Below are 13,938 nucleotides of genomic sequence, written 5' to 3' on the forward strand. Positions count from 1 at the left end.
GAACCGCACAGAGTCGCTCGGCGGCACTGCGGGCCGGGACCTCTCCCGCAGGGCGACGGTGTCCGCCCGAGCGTGGACGATCCTGCCGTCGGTCGGCTGCCAGCCGGCAAACACCATCTGAACAACTCAGTGGTAATCGCCGAGCGGTCTCGCGGCGTGCCGTGAGGTCTATTGACAATCGATAGGTAGCCGCTGATAGTCGATGCATGAATCTGGCCGACCGGGTCGTCGCACCCCTCCGGATCCTGCTCGTCATGCTGTTCGCCGGCCTGTTGTTCGCGCAGGCGCTGAGCATGCCGGGACAGTTCGCCTACATGGCGAGGGAGGAGCCCGATCTGGCCTACCTGCGCTGGCCGTTGACGATCTGGTCGATCCTGGGACTGCTCTGCGTGCAGGTCGTGATCGTGTGCACGTGGCGGCTGGTGACGATGGTGAAGGCCGACCGGATCTTCACCGAGGACGCGTTCGTCTGGGTGGACGCGATCCTGTGGGCGCTGAGTGCCGCCTGGGTCCTGCTGGTCGCCGGGTTCATCTACTTGGGCTTCCTGGCCGACGACCCGGGGCTGCCGATCGTTCTGTTCGGCATGGTGCTGACCGGCGCCGTCCTGGTGCTGCTGATGGTGGTGATGCGGGCCCTGCTCAGGCGCGCAACTACACTGCGGTCCGATATGGAAGCGGTCATCTGATGCCCATCATCGTGCGCATCGACGTCGAGTTGGCGAAGCGGAAGATGAGCGTGGGGGAGTTCGCCGAGAAGGTCGGTCTGACGCCGGCCAACATCGCCGTACTGAAGAACGGCCGGGCCAAGGCGGTCCGCTTCAGCACGCTCGAGTCCATGTGCCGGGTGCTGGAGTGCCAGCCCGGCGATCTGCTCGAGTTCGTCGAGGACTGATCCTCGGTACGCTCGCCGGATGACAGGGCTTTCGGGTGCCGAGGTCCGGCGGGTCGGCAACCATTTCGTGAAGCGCGACCCGGCGGTCGCTGCCGAGGCGGAGCGGCTGGAATGGCTGGCGCAGCAGGGGATCAAGGTGCCGCGCATCGTCGATCGCCGCGACGGCGTACTGACGACCTCAGTGGTGCCGGGTGTACCGGCATCGTACGACTGGACCGACGAACAGCGGCCCGCCGTCGTGGCGACGTTCGTCGAGCTCGCCCGTGCGCTGCACAGCCTGCCGATCGAGAATTGTCCGTTCCGCCGCGACCTAGGCACAACGATGGCGGAGGCTCGCTCGCGGGTCGCCGCGGGCCTGGTGGATCTGAACAACCTCGAGGATTCGTACGCCGGTTGGACCGGTGAGCAACTGCTCGCGGAACTGGAGCGGACCCGGCCGTCGAGCGAGGACCTGGTCGTGTGTCACGGCGATCTGACCCCGGACAACGTCCTGGTCGATCCGCGGACCGGCCGGCTGACCGGGGTGATCGACGTCGGCCGGCTGGGCGTCGCGGATCGGTGGCTCGATCTGGCGATCCTCCGGCGGGAGCTGACCGAGGAGCCGTTCGCGGCGTTCCTGGCCGGCTACGAGCTGACCGGGCCTGACCAGGACAAGCTGGAGTTCTACATCCTGCTGGACGAGTTCTTCTGAGGCTGCAACGGCGGCCGTCCGCGGAGCGTCTAGGGTAGGAGGTGATCGTGATGCGAGTGTTCACTGTGCTGGCCGCGGCCTTCCTGCTGGTTTCGTGCAGCCTGCTGGTTGCGTGCGGCAACGAATCTGACGCGGGAGAGGAGCCGTCGATGACACCGTCCAGCAGCGGCGTGTCCGAGAGCGATTCGCCGCCGCCGTCGGGACCGGCCGAGCAGGCGAAGGCCGACCTGGTGAAGCGGCTGGGCGTCGACGCGGCGCAGGTCACCGTGGTCAGCTCCGACGAGGTGATGTGGCGCGACGGCAGCCTCGGTTGCCCGGAGCCCGGCATGCACTACACGCAGGCGCTGGTGAACGGCAGCCGCGTCGTCCTGGAGTCTGGCGGCAAGGAGTACCACTACCACTCCGGGCCGAACCGGCCGCCGTTCCTCTGCACGAATCCCCAACCACCCGTAGGCGGCTGACCGATGGCAGTTCCCGGACAGAAGGTGCCGGACAACGCCCCGGCGGCGCTGGCCGACACCGAGTTGTACGCCGTCGACGCGTACCTGGCCGAGTTCGACTCTCCGATCGTCGAGATCGACGCGGAGCAGCGCCGGGTGGCCTTACGTCGTACGGCGTTCTTCCCGGGAGGCGGAGGTCAGCCGTACGACGTGGGCACGCTGCGCTGGGCCGACGGGTCGGCGGCGGTCACCCGGGTCAAGCGGGAGGGACCACTGCTCTGGCACTGGCTGGACGGTGAGCAGTTGCCCGGTCCCGACGACGAGGTGCATGGCGAGCTCGACTGGGAGCGCCGCCACCTGACCATGCGGACGCACACCGCGCTGCACATTCTCTGCGGGGTGATCTGGGCCGACCACCACGTCGCGGTGACCGGCGGCAACATGGATCCGGGCAAGGGCCGGCTGGACTTCGCCTTCGACTCGATGTCGGCCGAGTTCGGCCGCCGGATCGAGGCCCGGATCAACGAGGAGATCGCGGCGGCCCGCGAGATCGTCGTCGACTTCGTCGGCCGTGAGGTTGCCGACGCCGACCCCGCGCTGATCCGGATCGCCGCACACCTGATCCCGCGCGAGATCGACCCGCTCCGCGTCATCGACATCACCGGCCTGGACAAGCAGGCCGACGGCGGCACCCACGTCCTCACCACCGCCGAGGTCGGCTCCGTCAAGGTCACCGGCACCGAGTCCCGAGGCAAAGCCAACAAACGCATCCGCCTCGAAGTCCACTAGTTCAGGCGTTCAGAGCCTCCAGGATGGTGGCGGTGACGGCGTCCGGCTCGGAGACGCTGAGGGCGTGGGAGGCGCCGGCGATCTCGCGGACGCTCTTGGCACCGGCGCGCTCGGCGAAGAAGCGGTGCAGGGCGACCGGGATGTTGAGGTCCTGGTCACTGAAGACGAACCAGGACGGGAGCGTCTTCCAGGCCGGCGAGTCGGTCGGCAGGCCGGTGGTGAGAGCCGCTTGGGTGACCGGTCGCTGGGTCGCGGCCATGAGCGCGGCGGTGTCGGCCGGTACGTCGGCGCAGAACTGCTGGTGGAAGACGTCGGCGCGGATGGCGAGCTCGTTGCCGCCAGTGCTCACCGGGTAGGCGTTCAGCGCGTCACCGAGCGTGCTGCCCGGGAACTTCAGCGAGAGGTCGAACGCGTTCTCGCCGGTGTCCGGAGCGAACGCGCAGACGTAGACCAGGCTCTTCACCGCGTCGTTGTTCGCCGCGGCCTCGGTGGCCACGAAGCCGCCGTACGAGTGGGCGACCAGTACGACCGGCCGTCCGAGGCCGGCGATCACATCACGGACGTACGCCGCGTCTCCCTCGACACTGCGCAGCGGGTTGGCGACGGCGATGGCGTCGATGGACTGGGCCTGCAACTGCTCGACGACGCCGTTCCAGCTGGCGGACTCGGCGAAGGCGCCGTGCACCAGGACGACGACCGGGTTCTGCTCGGGCATGGTGAGTTTCTCCCCTTGGTTCGGTAGTGCTCCTTGTCCATCAGGACAGGACACCCGGCCGGGATGTGACAGCGGTCGAATTCCGGCTCGGCAGTCACAAGCCGGGGTGGTGCCCTGTCTTAGCTGGTAACCGGCCGGCATCGGACGCCGTCCGGCAACGGAAGGGACAGCGATGAAGATCGTCGTGATCGGTGGTACCGGACTGATCGGTTCGAAGGTGGTGACGAAGCTCGGCGAGCAGGGGCACGAGGCCGTGGCCGCGTCGCCGAAAACCGGCGTGAACACCCTCACCGGCGAAGGGCTGGCCGAGGTTCTGCAGGGCGCGGACACGGTCGTCGACGTGTCGAACTCGCCGTCGTTCGAGGCGAAGGCGGTGATGGACTTCTTCACCACGTCGACCACCAACCTGCTCGAGGCCGAGGCTGAGGCCGGCGTACGGCACCACGTCGCGCTGTCCGTGGTCGGCACCGAGCGGATGGCGGAGAACCGGTACTTCGCGGCCAAGCTGGCGCAGGAGAAGCTGATCGAGGAGTCGTCGATCCCGTACTCGCTCGTGCACGCGACGCAGTTCTTCGAGTTCGTCAAGGCGATCGCGGACGAGGACAGCGACGAGACGACGGTGCGGATGGCGCCGGTCGCCTTCCAGCCGATGGCCGCCGAGGACGTCGCCACGTCGGTGGCCCGGACGGCGGCCGGCGAGCCGCTGAACGGCCGGATCGACATCGCCGGGCCGCAGGAGTACCGGATGGACGAGTTCTTCCGCAAGGCGCTTGCCATGCGCAACGACCCGCGCGAGGTCGTGACCGACCCACAGTCGACGTACTTCGGTTCCGTACCGCAGGAGCGCACCCTGGTCCCGGCCGGCGAGGCCACCCTCGGCACGATCCGGTACGACGACTGGTTCGCCACCCAACAGACGCCCGGAAAGTGAGCTGACCGCCTCGCAGGAGGAACTACTGACCGGTCCGTGAGACGAACCGCCGAGAACTCGCGCGAGCACCCGTTTGTCTTGGCAAAGTACTGCGGGAGACCGTCAATGACTTGCGCGAGGAGGACAAGGTGTCGAAACCGCTCAACATCGCGGTCCTGGGATTCTGGCACGTTCACGCGAAGGACTACGCCCGGCAGACCCAGCAGCATCCGGGGACTGAGCTGGTCGCGGTCTGGGACGACGACCCAGGGCTCGGACAGGCGGGTGCGGACGACTTCGGCGTCGCGTACACCGACGACCTGGACGCCCTACTGGCACGGGAGGACATCGACGGCGTCACGATCACGACGCCCACCAACGTCCATCGCGACGTGATGGTGAAGGCGGCCAACGCCGGCAAGCACATCTTCACCGAGAAACTGCTGGCGCCGACCGTGGCCGAAGCGGAGGAGATCATCGCCGCCGCCGACGCGAACGGCGTCAAGCTCATCGTCTCGCTGCCGCGGCTGTACCACGGCTACACCCAGGCGATCCGCGAGGTGATCGACAGCGGCCGGCTCGGGCAGCTCAACTACGGCCGGGTCCGCCTCTCCCACGACGGCGCCCTGCCGAAGGACGGGCAAGAGGGCTGGCTGCCGCAGCGGTTCTTCGAGCCGAAGACCGCGATCGGTGGCGCGCTGACCGACCTCGGCTGTCACCCGGTGTACCTGACCCAGCTGTTCCTCGGCTCCACGCCGGAGACGATCAGCGCGACGTACCGGTCGGTGGCAGGCCGCGGCCTGGAGGACAACGCCGTCGTCACCGCCGGGTACGCCGACCAGTCGATCGGCGTGATCGAGGCCGGGTTCGCCAGCCGGAACCCGTTCACGATCGAGCTCTTCGGGACCGAGGGCACGCTGACCTACACCGACGACGGGAACGTGCTGCAGGTCGGCGACGAGCAACTGCCGGTGCCCGAGCACAGCCAGGACGCGTTCGGGCAGTGGGTCGACCACATCACCGAAGGGACCCGCGCCGACGACAACATCAGCCGGGCGGTCGAGCTGACCCGGCTGGTGGTGGCCGCGAACGAAGCCGCGGAGACCGGACGATCGATCGCCTACAAGTGAAGGGACTGCCGATGATCAAGGTTGGGCTCATCGGGGCCGGCGGCATCGCCTCGGCACACATCCGCGGCTACCAGGAACACTCCGGCAAGATCGGGATCACCGCTGTCGCCGACGCCGTGGAGGCGACGGCCGCGGCGCGGGGCGAGGAGCTGGGCGCCACGCCGTACACGGACTATCGCGAGATGCTCGCGAACGAGGACCTCGACGCGGTCGACATCTGCCTGCCGCACCATCTGCACCGCGACGCGATCGTCGCGGCGGCGGAGGCGGGCAAGCACGTGCTCTGCGAGAAGCCGCTGTGCCTGTCGGCAGACGAGGCCGCCGACGTCCGCAAGGCGGTCACGAAGGCCGGCGTGACGCTGATGTGCGCGCACAACCAGCTGTTCATGCCCACGGTCGCGAAGGCCAAGGAACTGCTCGAGGCCGGCACGATCGGCACCGTCTACGAGGTACGGACGACCGACAGCTTCTACAACGACTTCGACCCGAGCAGCATGGGCTGGCGGGCGAGCAGCAAGACGAGTGGGGGTGGCGAGCTCATCGACACCGGGTACCACCCCACCTATCTGATGCTGCACCTGGCCGGCGGGCTGCCGGTCGAGGCGACGGCGATGCTGTCCACCCACCGGCTGAAGTTCATGGAGGGCGAGGACTCCGCGCAGGTCCTGATCAGGTTCGACAACGGGGTCGTCGGTCAGATGGTGACCAGCTGGGCCTACCAGCCGGCCGACTCCACCGAGCGATTCTCCGCGGTCGGGGAACTCGGCTCCCTGCACAGCGACGGTACGTCGTTGTCCTACCGGCTCCGGTCCGGTGAGACCGAGACGTTCGAGCTGGAACCGGTCGACACGTTCGTCGCCGAGATCGGGCACTTCGCCGACTCGTTGCTCGGCAAGACCCGCCCGCTGCACACCGAGGAGGAGGGCATCGCCGTCCTGGGAATCCTCCTGGCCGCCTACGAAGGATCCCGCACCAAGACGATCGCTCCCATCCCGAAGGTCTAGCCCTCCTCGAAGTAGAAGCCTTCGGCCAGGTCGTCCAGCAGGCCCGGGTGAGTGGGGTGCCAGTCGAGCAGCTCACTCGTCCGGGTCGCGGACGCCGGGTGGTCGAGGGCAGCGAACGCCGCCAGGTAGCCGATGTACTCGGCCGCCTGCTCCGGCGTGACCGATCGGACCGGTACGTCGATACCGCGTCCGATCGCCTCGGCGATCCGGCGCAACTCGACGCCCTCGTCCGCGACCGCGTGCAGCCGGGTGCCCGCGGGTGCCGACTCGAGCGCGAGCCGGTACAGCCGGGCCGCGTCGAGCGTGTGCACCGACGGCCAGCGGTTCGTCCCGTCGCCGACGTACGCCGCGAATCCGTTCCGGCGGGCGAAGGTGATCAGTCCGGGTACGAAGCCGGTGTGGTCGAGCGGGCCGTGCACGATCGGCAGCCGGACAACCGAGGACCGGATGCCCTTGCCGGCCAGGTCGATGACGAAGTTCTCCGCGTCGATGCGGTAGCCGCCCGGCAAGGTGTCGTCCTCCGTCCCGGTGCGGCCGAGGCCGGCGTGACCCAGCAGGCCCGTTCCCGACGTACCGACGAACGGCTTGTCCGTGCCGGCGAGTGCGTCGCCGATCGCTTGGACAGCGGCGAGATCGGTCTCGGCTGCGCCGGCCAGGTCGCCTGCCTGCATGGCGTCGTGCGGGAAGGCGAGGTGGATGACGCCGTCGGCGGCTTGGGCTGCGGCGCGCAGACCGTCGAGGTCGTCGAGGTTGCCGCGGACCACGTCGGCTCCCCATTCGGTGAGCCGGGCGGCGGATGCGTCCGAGCGAGCCAGGCCGACGACCGAGTGGCCGTGCTGGAGGAGTTCCGGGACGACGGCGGAGCCGAGGTGACCGGCGGCTCCGGTGATGAACACGCGCATGATGGTGGATCCTTTCGAGTGATGTCAGTCAGTGACATCACTCAGCCTACACCCGTGATGTCACTCGATGACATCGGCTAGGATCTGAGCCATGGCGCGGTGGGAACCGGATGCGGCGGGACGGCTGCGAGAAGCGGCGATGGCCCTGTACGCCGAGCGCGGGTACGAGCGCACGACCGTCGCCGAGATCGCGGACCGGGCCGGCGTGACCGCGCGGACGTTCTTCCGGCACTTCGCCGACAAGCGCGAGGTGCTGTTCGCCGGCTCGGAGGAGCTCGAACGGCGGATGGTCGAGGCGGTGCTGGCGGCGCCCGAGTCAGCCGGCCCGATGGACGCGGTCGCGGCCGGGGTGCTCGCCTCGGGCGAGTTCTTCGTCGACCGTCGCGAGCAGTCGCGTCGCCGTCAGGCCGTCATCACGGCGACCCCGGAGTTGCGCGAGCGCGAGTTCATCAAGATGGCGTCGCTCGCCGCGGCCTTCACCGACGCGCTGCGCAAGCGCGGGGTCGCCCCGGAGATCGCGTCGCTCGCGGCGGAGACCGGGGTGGCGGTCTTCCGGGTGGCGTTCGACCGCTGGGTCGCGGACCCCCAGGACGCCGACATCACCGACATCATGCGGTCCACCCTCACCGACCTCTCCACCCTGACCGCCTGACGCCAAGCCCGCGCCCCGGTCCCGCCCCGGCCCTTCGGACAGCGACTTTGGGCACCCACCATCCACGAATCCGCGTTGTAGGTGGTTGAGCGGTGCTCAAGGTCGGCGGTTTGGGGGAGGGGCGGGTGGCGGCCGGTCGGGATGTGTGATCCCGGCCGGCCGCGCGGGCTATCCGATGGAGATGCGGTCGAGGTCCGGGGCGGAGTCCTCGTCGTTGAAGATGCGGACGGTGTTCGTGCCCTCCTTGAGTTCGATCGGTACGGCGACCGTCTGGACGGTGGAGTTGCCGATGCCGGTGACCGACGCCTCGGTCGGGGCGCCGCCGTTGACGGAGACGAAGTACGACTTGGTCCCGTTGACCGTGTAGTCCAGATAGAGCTGGTACTGCCCGGCCTGTGCAACCGTGACGTCCGGGACGACCACGTGCGCGTCGTCCGAGCCGCCAAGGTTGCGGACCTTCTGGCTGCCCGAGCATCCGGAGCAGCTCGTCACACCGGCGCTGCCGATCTGGTTGAGCGAGCTCTCGGCCTCACGCATGAACACCCGGTCGGCCGGACGGACCTGGATCGGGACGGTCTTGCTCACCTTGTGCGGCAGGCCGACCGTCTCGAAGGACACGTCGACCGGGACCTGCACCGGACCGGTCTGGCCCGACGCCGGGCTGGTGATCGTCCACGAACCGCTGATCGTCTGACCCAGCCGCAGCCCGGCCGAGGTGACCGGATCGCCCGACACCGTCCAACCGGACGGTACGGCGGGAGCCATCCGCACATTGTCGACCGAGTCCTCGTCCAGTCGCAGATCGGCCGATACCTCGACCGACTGCTGACCCGGACCCACCCAGACCACACCGGACGGCTTCACCGTCATGGTCGTTTTCGGCACGTACGACGACGGCGGCATCGGCCCGACGCTGATTCGGTCGAGTCCGGCTGTGCCGGACACCTGGATCGTGTTGGAACCAGCCTTCAGCGGTACGGCGACCGCCGTACTGCCGGGGACCTCCGAGTTACCGGCGTCCAGGTTGGCCGTGATCGGCGCCGCGCCGTTGACGCGGATCGAGAAGGTGCCGGCGGCCGACGTCGTACCGTCGAGCTGCAGGCGGTAGGTCCCGTCCGCCGGGGACTGTACATCGCGATAGGTGGCGCTGCCGCGGTCCAGTCCGACGACCTGCGCAGAGCCCGAGCAGGCAGTGCAGAGGTCGATCCGGGCTGCACCGCTGCGGTGGAACTCCGCCTCCAGCGGAAGCGGGTTCGCCAGCGCCTGCGGGTAGGCGTACCCGACCTTGATCTCGTCGATCTTCAGCTGCCGGTAGAACGGCGGCGACTGCGGGCCCGACCACGTGTTGAGCACCTCGAGCTTGATGTAGCGGGTGAGCTGGTTGCCGATGTCAATGAACTGCACTCCGCGCCGGCTCGGCATCGCGCTGGTCCGCACCGTCTTCCAGGACTTTCCGTCGATGCTCACCGACACCTTGTAGTCCTTGATCCGGGCCGAGTCCTCCGGCCGCCCGAACGACTCCCGTGCATGCGTCGGCGACCACTCGGTCTGGTTGACCGCCAGGTACGTCGCCGGCCGCGGCCGGCCCAGGTTCAGGGTCGTCGAGACCGGGAATTGGCCATTGGCGTCCCAGTAGCTCGGGTAGTTGCCGTCGACAAAGTTCGTGGCCGGGTGGTCGGCTTTGGCGGCCGTGGCCGTCGCGGTCAGGATCGACTGCGGATACATACCGACCTGCCCGGACGTGGTCACCTTGAACACCGTGTCGTAGGTGTCCCAGTCGGTCACGCCGAGGATGGTGAGGTAGCCGGCGGACTGGTTGAACTGGAACTTCTTCCCGGTCCGGACGTCCGTCACCCCGGTGACCCGGTAGCCGTTGTCCCGCAGTCTCACCAGGTCCTGCGACTTCGGCTTGGTCAGAACGTGCACGTACTGCGTGTTGGCGTTGTCGGCGAGCGTGATCACGCCATGCGCGCCGTCGTTCCAGAAGCCCGGCTGCAGACCGCCGTACATGTAGCCGCCACCGTTGGTCTTGGCCAGCGAGGACCAGACGGGTGGCAGCCAGTCGGCCATGAAGTTGTTGAAGGCAACTTGCTGTGGTGGGAACCTACCGTTCACCATCGCGGTCTCGGCCATCAGCGACTTGATCGAGGATCCCGCGTTGGCGACGTACCGTCCGACGCTGAGTCCGTAGTCGACCTTGCTGTCGCTGCCGTCGTACCACCACTGGCCGGAGGTGGGCAGCTTGTAGTCCGCCTCGGTCAGCCGCGGCATCGGCGTGAAGGTGGCCTGTGGGTAGTCGTAGGCCGGGGTCATGCCGGTCTTCTGCTCGTTGCTGACCGTGTCCATGATCGGCGTGTCCTCGTTGTTGTTGCTGAGCAACCACGAGGGACGCTGCTGCCGGATCTGCTCGTACAGGCCGTGCTGTTCCCAGTAGGCGTTGTCGTTGTCGATCCAGAAGCCGGACAGGTCCGGATAGTTGTCCATCACCTCGTGGAACAGGTCGTAGCTGTACATGCCGAACCCGTCCCGCGTGGTCAGGTCGACCTGCTGACCCTTGTACGCCGAGTAGGCCGCCGAGTCGAGAGTCTCGACGCCGGGCACCTCGTTGTGCCACTGCGGGTCGTCGGTCATGTAGAGCAGCACGTGCACGCCCTTGGCCTTGCCGGCCGCGACCAGTTCGCCCAGGAAGTCTCGTTGCGTGGAGCAACTGCCGGGGATTGTGGACGGCCACGGCCGGGCGTAGCCGAGCCGGCTGTGGAAGGTGGCGAGCACAATGTACGACGCGTGCAGTTTCTGCGCCTCGTCGACCCAGTAGTCGGCGTTCCAGCCACCGTCGGTGACGTCACGCTCCCAGGCGGCGCAATCGGTGTGGCGGGGCGCGGTGAACATGCCCCAGTGCAGGAAGAGCCCGGCGGTGGAGTCGCGCATCCACTGCTGGCGCGGGTTCTCCACCTCCGCCCGGGCGGGTGCGGTGCTGAGCAGCGCGGCGAGCAGGGCCAGCGCGAGGGCGAGCGCGCTGAGCCGCCGCCGGCGCCGGGCGAGTCGGAAGGCCATCGGGGATCTCTCACTTCCAGGTGGGCGGGAGAAATAATGACAAGAAGATTGCCTATTGAGAGATCCGATCTTTCCAACGGTTCCCGCCCGCGGTCAAGCCCCCAGGCTCAGCTGCCGGGTACGGCGAGCAGGTCGGCGAGCACGGTGTCCAGCGCCATCCGGGCCGCGCCGAGGGCGACCGAGTCGGCGCCCATCGTCGAGCTGAGCACCTCGATCGGCACCAGCGTCAGCTTCGCCAGTTCGCGCCGGAACGGCTCGGCGATGATCGCGCCGCCGCGCGACATACCGCCGCCGAGCACGACCACCTCGGGGTCGACGGCCAGTGCGAGCACGGCTGCGCCACGCGCCAGCACTTCGGCGAACTCGATCAGCACCGCCAGGCTCTCCGAGTCCTGCCGCGCCGCCGAGGCGATCACCAGCTCACCCTCACGACCTGGTCCGACACCCTGCTCAGCGGCCAGCGCGGCACCGCGCGCATGTAGGCGATCCACCGCCGCCTCCCACCCGAGCATCGGCAGGGCACCGATCTCACCCGCGGCGCCGTGCCGGCCTTGGTGCACCTGCCCGTCGATCAGTACGCCGGCCCCCGCGCGATGCCCCGCGAACATGTAGACGATGTCGCGGTGATCGCGGGCGGCGCCCTTCCAGTGCTCGGCGAGCGCGGCCAGCTTCACGTCGTTCGCCACGGTCACAGGCCGTCCGAGTCCCTCGGACAGCTCACCGGTCACGTCGAGCTCGGTGAAGCCCGGCAGCGAGTACGGCGCCAGCCCGGAGCCGACCGGCCCCTCGCGGACGTCGTGCACGCCCTCGGCCGCGCTGAGCAGACCGGTCACGCCGCACGCGATGCCGGTGATGTCGTCCGCGCCGAGCTGCGCCTGGGCCCAGCTCGCGCGAGCCACATCGACGGCAGCCTGCACCCGATCCGGACCGGGGAGATCCGGGTCGAGCTCGACCCGATGGGTCGCGAGCGTGTTGCCACGGAGGTCGCTGACCACGGCCATTGCCTTGTGGGCACCGATGTCGAGTCCGGCGACGTACCCCGATTCGGCGCGGAAGCGGAAGTACCGGGCCGGGCGGCCGGCGCCGCGGGCGGAGGACGGCTTCCGGGGTGGGGTCGTCTCCTCAACGCGGCCCTCGGTGAGCAGTTCGGCGAGCAGGTCCTCGGCGGTCGGGCGGGAGACGCCGACGATGGCGCGCAACTCACGCAGTGTCAGCGACTCCGACTCGAGGAAGGCGCCGAGGGCCGCCGCGAGGTTCAGCCTGCGCAACAGCGACGAATCGCCCATCCGGCCGCCGGCGGCTCTGTCTTGACTCATCCGATGAATCGTCCTTATGCTCGCGCCAATATTGCTAACTGAGTTGCATATTACTGCCGGGTGGGTCGCCGGAGCGACCGCGCGGGCCAGATCGAGAGGAACCCGATGCCATCACGTGGGACAGGCTCAGCACGGTGGACACGCGCAGTCGCGGCGGCGACGCTTCTGACGGTAGCGCTCGCCGGCTGTACCAGCGGCGGCAAGGCGTCGACGAGTGACGCGAGCGGAACGGTCGAACTGACCATGCTGACCTTCGAGACCCCGAACCTGCCGGCCTCGCTGTGGGACTCGGCGATCGCCCGGGTGTCGCAGAAGGTGCCCGGGGTGAAGATCAAGAAGCTGGTCACCCCGAACGTCGACCGGACGACGTACGCCAAGCAACTGGCCAGCTCGGGGCAATTGCCGGACGTCATGATCGCGGTGAACCCGCAGGGCTTCGCCGAGGGCGGTCAGCTGGCCGAGTTCGGCAAGGACGAGCTGAAGGACTTCGCCAGCCCGGAGTCCGGCGCGATCAACGGCAAGATCTACCAGCTTCCGACCAACGCCCAGCCACAGTCCCTGCTCTACTACAACAAGGCCGACTTCACGAAGGCCGGCATCACCGCTCCGCCGAAGACGTGGGCCGACTTCCTGGCCGCGTGCGCGAAGCTCAAGGCCGCGGGCATCACGCCGATCGCGGTCGGCGGTGGCGGCCAGGACACGTTCGCCAGCATGTACACGTGGGTCGGCACGGTCGGCACCGACGTCTACCTGGCCGACCCGGACTTCTCCAAGCAAATCCGGGACGGCTCGAAGACCTTCGCCGACCCGCTGTTCGTGAAGGCGACCGACAAGGTTGCCCAGCTGGCCAAGCTCGGCTACCTGGACAAGCAGGGCACGAGCCGTTCGTACGCCGACCACGAGAAGGCGTTCCGGGCCGGCTCGGCCGCGATGTACCCGATGGGCTCGTGGTTCGCCACTTCGGCCGACAACGACAAGCCGAAGTTCGACGTCGGCGTGTTCCCTTGGCCGTCCGACGACGGCAAGGCAGTCGTGCCGAACCTCACCGGCGGTGGGCTGAGCGTCAGTGCGAAGGCGGACAACGTCGACCTGGCGAAGAAGTTCGCGCTGGAGTGGACCAAGGACAAGGAGACCTCGGACGCCTTCACCCGGGCCGACGGAACCTTCAACACCGTCGCGGGCTACCAGCCGCCGGCCGACATGGGTCCGCTGTTCAAGGCGACGCTTGCCTTGTACAACCAAGCCGTCAAGGACGGCACCGTCACCCCGGCGCTGTCGATCGAGCAGGGTGACAACGGACTGCCCGCCGACCTGACCGTGCCGGTGCAGCAGATCGCGGTCGAACTGCTGAACGGGAAATCCGACGCCCAGGCCGCCGTCGCGAAGCTGGACAAGGAATACGCCGCACTCAAGTAGTGCGGCACAGGACGAGGAAAGGTAGTC

Annotated in this window: 14 protein-coding genes; 10 read left to right on the plus strand and 4 right to left on the minus strand. The window is 68.4% G+C overall.

The window, feature by feature from the left end; translation table 11 throughout:
* Positions 1-206 precede the first annotated feature (206 nt).
* The 5 genes from E0H73_RS11910 to E0H73_RS11930 are packed head-to-tail and all read left to right on the plus strand — an operon-like array spanning position 207 to position 2,812.
* Positions 207-686 carry a DUF2975 domain-containing protein gene (locus tag E0H73_RS11910; protein WP_131353917.1) on the plus strand — a complete coding sequence of 160 codons (480 nt, stop codon included), beginning with the start codon at positions 207-209 and terminating at the stop codon, positions 684-686.
* Positions 686-892: a helix-turn-helix domain-containing protein gene (locus E0H73_RS11915; RefSeq protein WP_131353919.1), complete on the plus strand. Its 207-nt coding sequence runs from the start codon at positions 686-688 to the stop codon at positions 890-892. The genes E0H73_RS11910 and E0H73_RS11915 overlap by 1 nt, the downstream gene beginning before the upstream one ends.
* The gene (locus E0H73_RS11920) at positions 867-1,583 is read left to right on the plus strand and encodes an APH(3') family aminoglycoside O-phosphotransferase (protein WP_272949125.1); all 717 of its coding nucleotides are present in this window, start codon (positions 867-869) and stop codon (positions 1,581-1,583) included. Before E0H73_RS11915 ends, E0H73_RS11920 begins: the two co-directional genes overlap by 26 nt.
* Before the next feature lie 50 nt (positions 1,584-1,633).
* A complete protein-coding gene (locus E0H73_RS11925) occupies positions 1,634-2,044 on the plus strand; it encodes a hypothetical protein (RefSeq protein ID WP_131353924.1) in 411 nt (136 codons plus the stop codon).
* 3 nt (positions 2,045-2,047) lie between these two features.
* Positions 2,048-2,812 carry an alanyl-tRNA editing protein gene (locus E0H73_RS11930; protein ID WP_131353926.1) on the plus strand — a complete coding sequence of 255 codons (765 nt, stop codon included), beginning with the start codon at positions 2,048-2,050 and terminating at the stop codon, positions 2,810-2,812.
* A gap of 1 nt (position 2,813) precedes the next feature.
* On the opposite strand, the gene E0H73_RS11935 is transcribed toward E0H73_RS11930, so the two are convergent.
* A complete protein-coding gene (locus E0H73_RS11935) occupies positions 2,814-3,527 on the minus strand; it encodes an alpha/beta fold hydrolase (protein ID WP_131353928.1) in 714 nt (237 codons plus the stop codon).
* Positions 3,528-3,699: 172 nt separating this feature from the next.
* On the opposite strand from E0H73_RS11935, the gene E0H73_RS11940 reads away from it, so the two are divergent.
* The 3 genes from E0H73_RS11940 (at position 3,700) to E0H73_RS11950 (ending at position 6,571) form a co-directional block, all read left to right on the plus strand.
* The gene (locus tag E0H73_RS11940; RefSeq protein ID WP_131353930.1) at positions 3,700-4,458 is read left to right on the plus strand and encodes an SDR family oxidoreductase; all 759 of its coding nucleotides are present in this window, start codon (positions 3,700-3,702) and stop codon (positions 4,456-4,458) included.
* A 128-nt stretch (positions 4,459-4,586) separates the two neighbouring features.
* Positions 4,587-5,567 carry a Gfo/Idh/MocA family protein gene (locus E0H73_RS11945; protein WP_131353932.1) on the plus strand — a complete coding sequence of 327 codons (981 nt, stop codon included), beginning with the start codon at positions 4,587-4,589 and terminating at the stop codon, positions 5,565-5,567.
* Positions 5,568-5,578: 11 nt separating this feature from the next.
* Positions 5,579-6,571, plus strand: a complete 993-nt coding sequence (locus tag E0H73_RS11950; RefSeq protein ID WP_131353934.1) for a Gfo/Idh/MocA family protein — start codon at positions 5,579-5,581, stop codon at positions 6,569-6,571.
* Here E0H73_RS11950 and E0H73_RS11955 read toward each other — a convergent pair.
* Positions 6,568-7,473 (minus strand): SDR family oxidoreductase, encoded by a 906-nt coding sequence (locus E0H73_RS11955; RefSeq protein WP_131353936.1) that lies wholly within the window; start codon positions 7,471-7,473, stop codon positions 6,568-6,570. The two genes, E0H73_RS11950 and E0H73_RS11955, sit on opposite strands and share 4 nt — an antisense overlap.
* Before the next feature lie 91 nt (positions 7,474-7,564).
* Here E0H73_RS11955 and E0H73_RS11960 point away from each other — a divergent pair, with 91 nt between their 5' ends.
* On the plus strand, positions 7,565-8,125 hold the full coding sequence (locus tag E0H73_RS11960; protein WP_131353938.1) for a TetR/AcrR family transcriptional regulator: 561 nt from the start codon (positions 7,565-7,567) through the stop codon (positions 8,123-8,125).
* Positions 8,126-8,293: 168 nt separating this feature from the next.
* On the opposite strand, the gene E0H73_RS11965 is transcribed toward E0H73_RS11960, so the two are convergent.
* Both E0H73_RS11965 and E0H73_RS11970 read right to left on the minus strand, forming a co-directional pair.
* Positions 8,294-11,179 carry a CBM35 domain-containing protein gene (locus tag E0H73_RS11965; RefSeq protein ID WP_131353940.1) on the minus strand — a complete coding sequence of 962 codons (2,886 nt, stop codon included), beginning with the start codon at positions 11,177-11,179 and terminating at the stop codon, positions 8,294-8,296.
* A 107-nt stretch (positions 11,180-11,286) separates the two neighbouring features.
* On the minus strand, positions 11,287-12,495 hold the full coding sequence (locus E0H73_RS11970) for an ROK family protein (RefSeq protein WP_131353942.1): 1,209 nt from the start codon (positions 12,493-12,495) through the stop codon (positions 11,287-11,289).
* Between the two features lie 243 nt (positions 12,496-12,738).
* Between E0H73_RS11970 and E0H73_RS11975 the strand changes: the two genes are divergently transcribed.
* Positions 12,739-13,911 carry an extracellular solute-binding protein gene (locus tag E0H73_RS11975; protein ID WP_202867331.1) on the plus strand — a complete coding sequence of 391 codons (1,173 nt, stop codon included), beginning with the start codon at positions 12,739-12,741 and terminating at the stop codon, positions 13,909-13,911.
* Positions 13,912-13,938: the final 27 nt, after the last annotated feature.

Source organism: Kribbella pittospori (assembly GCF_004331465.1).
Taxonomy (GTDB): Bacteria; Actinomycetota; Actinomycetes; order Propionibacteriales; family Kribbellaceae; genus Kribbella; species Kribbella pittospori.

Bases quoted from the DNA above. Each gene is read 5' to 3' on its own strand.
- E0H73_RS11910 (WP_131353917.1), top strand. From the start codon at position 207: ATGAATCTGGCCGACCGGGTCGTCGCACCCCTCCGGATCCTGCTCGTC.
- E0H73_RS11915 (WP_131353919.1), top strand. From the start codon at position 686: ATGCCCATCATCGTGCGCATCGACGTCGAGTTGGCGAAGCGGAAGATG.
- E0H73_RS11925 (WP_131353924.1), top strand. From the start codon at position 1,634: ATGCGAGTGTTCACTGTGCTGGCCGCGGCCTTCCTGCTGGTTTCGTGC.
- E0H73_RS11930 (WP_131353926.1), top strand. From the start codon at position 2,048: ATGGCAGTTCCCGGACAGAAGGTGCCGGACAACGCCCCGGCGGCGCTG.
- E0H73_RS11935 (WP_131353928.1), bottom strand. From the start codon at position 3,527: ATGCCCGAGCAGAACCCGGTCGTCGTCCTGGTGCACGGCGCCTTCGCC.
- E0H73_RS11940 (WP_131353930.1), top strand. From the start codon at position 3,700: ATGAAGATCGTCGTGATCGGTGGTACCGGACTGATCGGTTCGAAGGTG.
- E0H73_RS11950 (WP_131353934.1), top strand. From the start codon at position 5,579: ATGATCAAGGTTGGGCTCATCGGGGCCGGCGGCATCGCCTCGGCACAC.
- E0H73_RS11955 (WP_131353936.1), bottom strand. From the start codon at position 7,473: ATGCGCGTGTTCATCACCGGAGCCGCCGGTCACCTCGGCTCCGCCGTC.
- E0H73_RS11960 (WP_131353938.1), top strand. From the start codon at position 7,565: ATGGCGCGGTGGGAACCGGATGCGGCGGGACGGCTGCGAGAAGCGGCG.
- E0H73_RS11965 (WP_131353940.1), bottom strand. From the start codon at position 11,179: ATGGCCTTCCGACTCGCCCGGCGCCGGCGGCGGCTCAGCGCGCTCGCC.
- E0H73_RS11970 (WP_131353942.1), bottom strand. From the start codon at position 12,495: ATGAGTCAAGACAGAGCCGCCGGCGGCCGGATGGGCGATTCGTCGCTG.
- E0H73_RS11975 (WP_202867331.1), top strand. From the start codon at position 12,739: ATGCTGACCTTCGAGACCCCGAACCTGCCGGCCTCGCTGTGGGACTCG.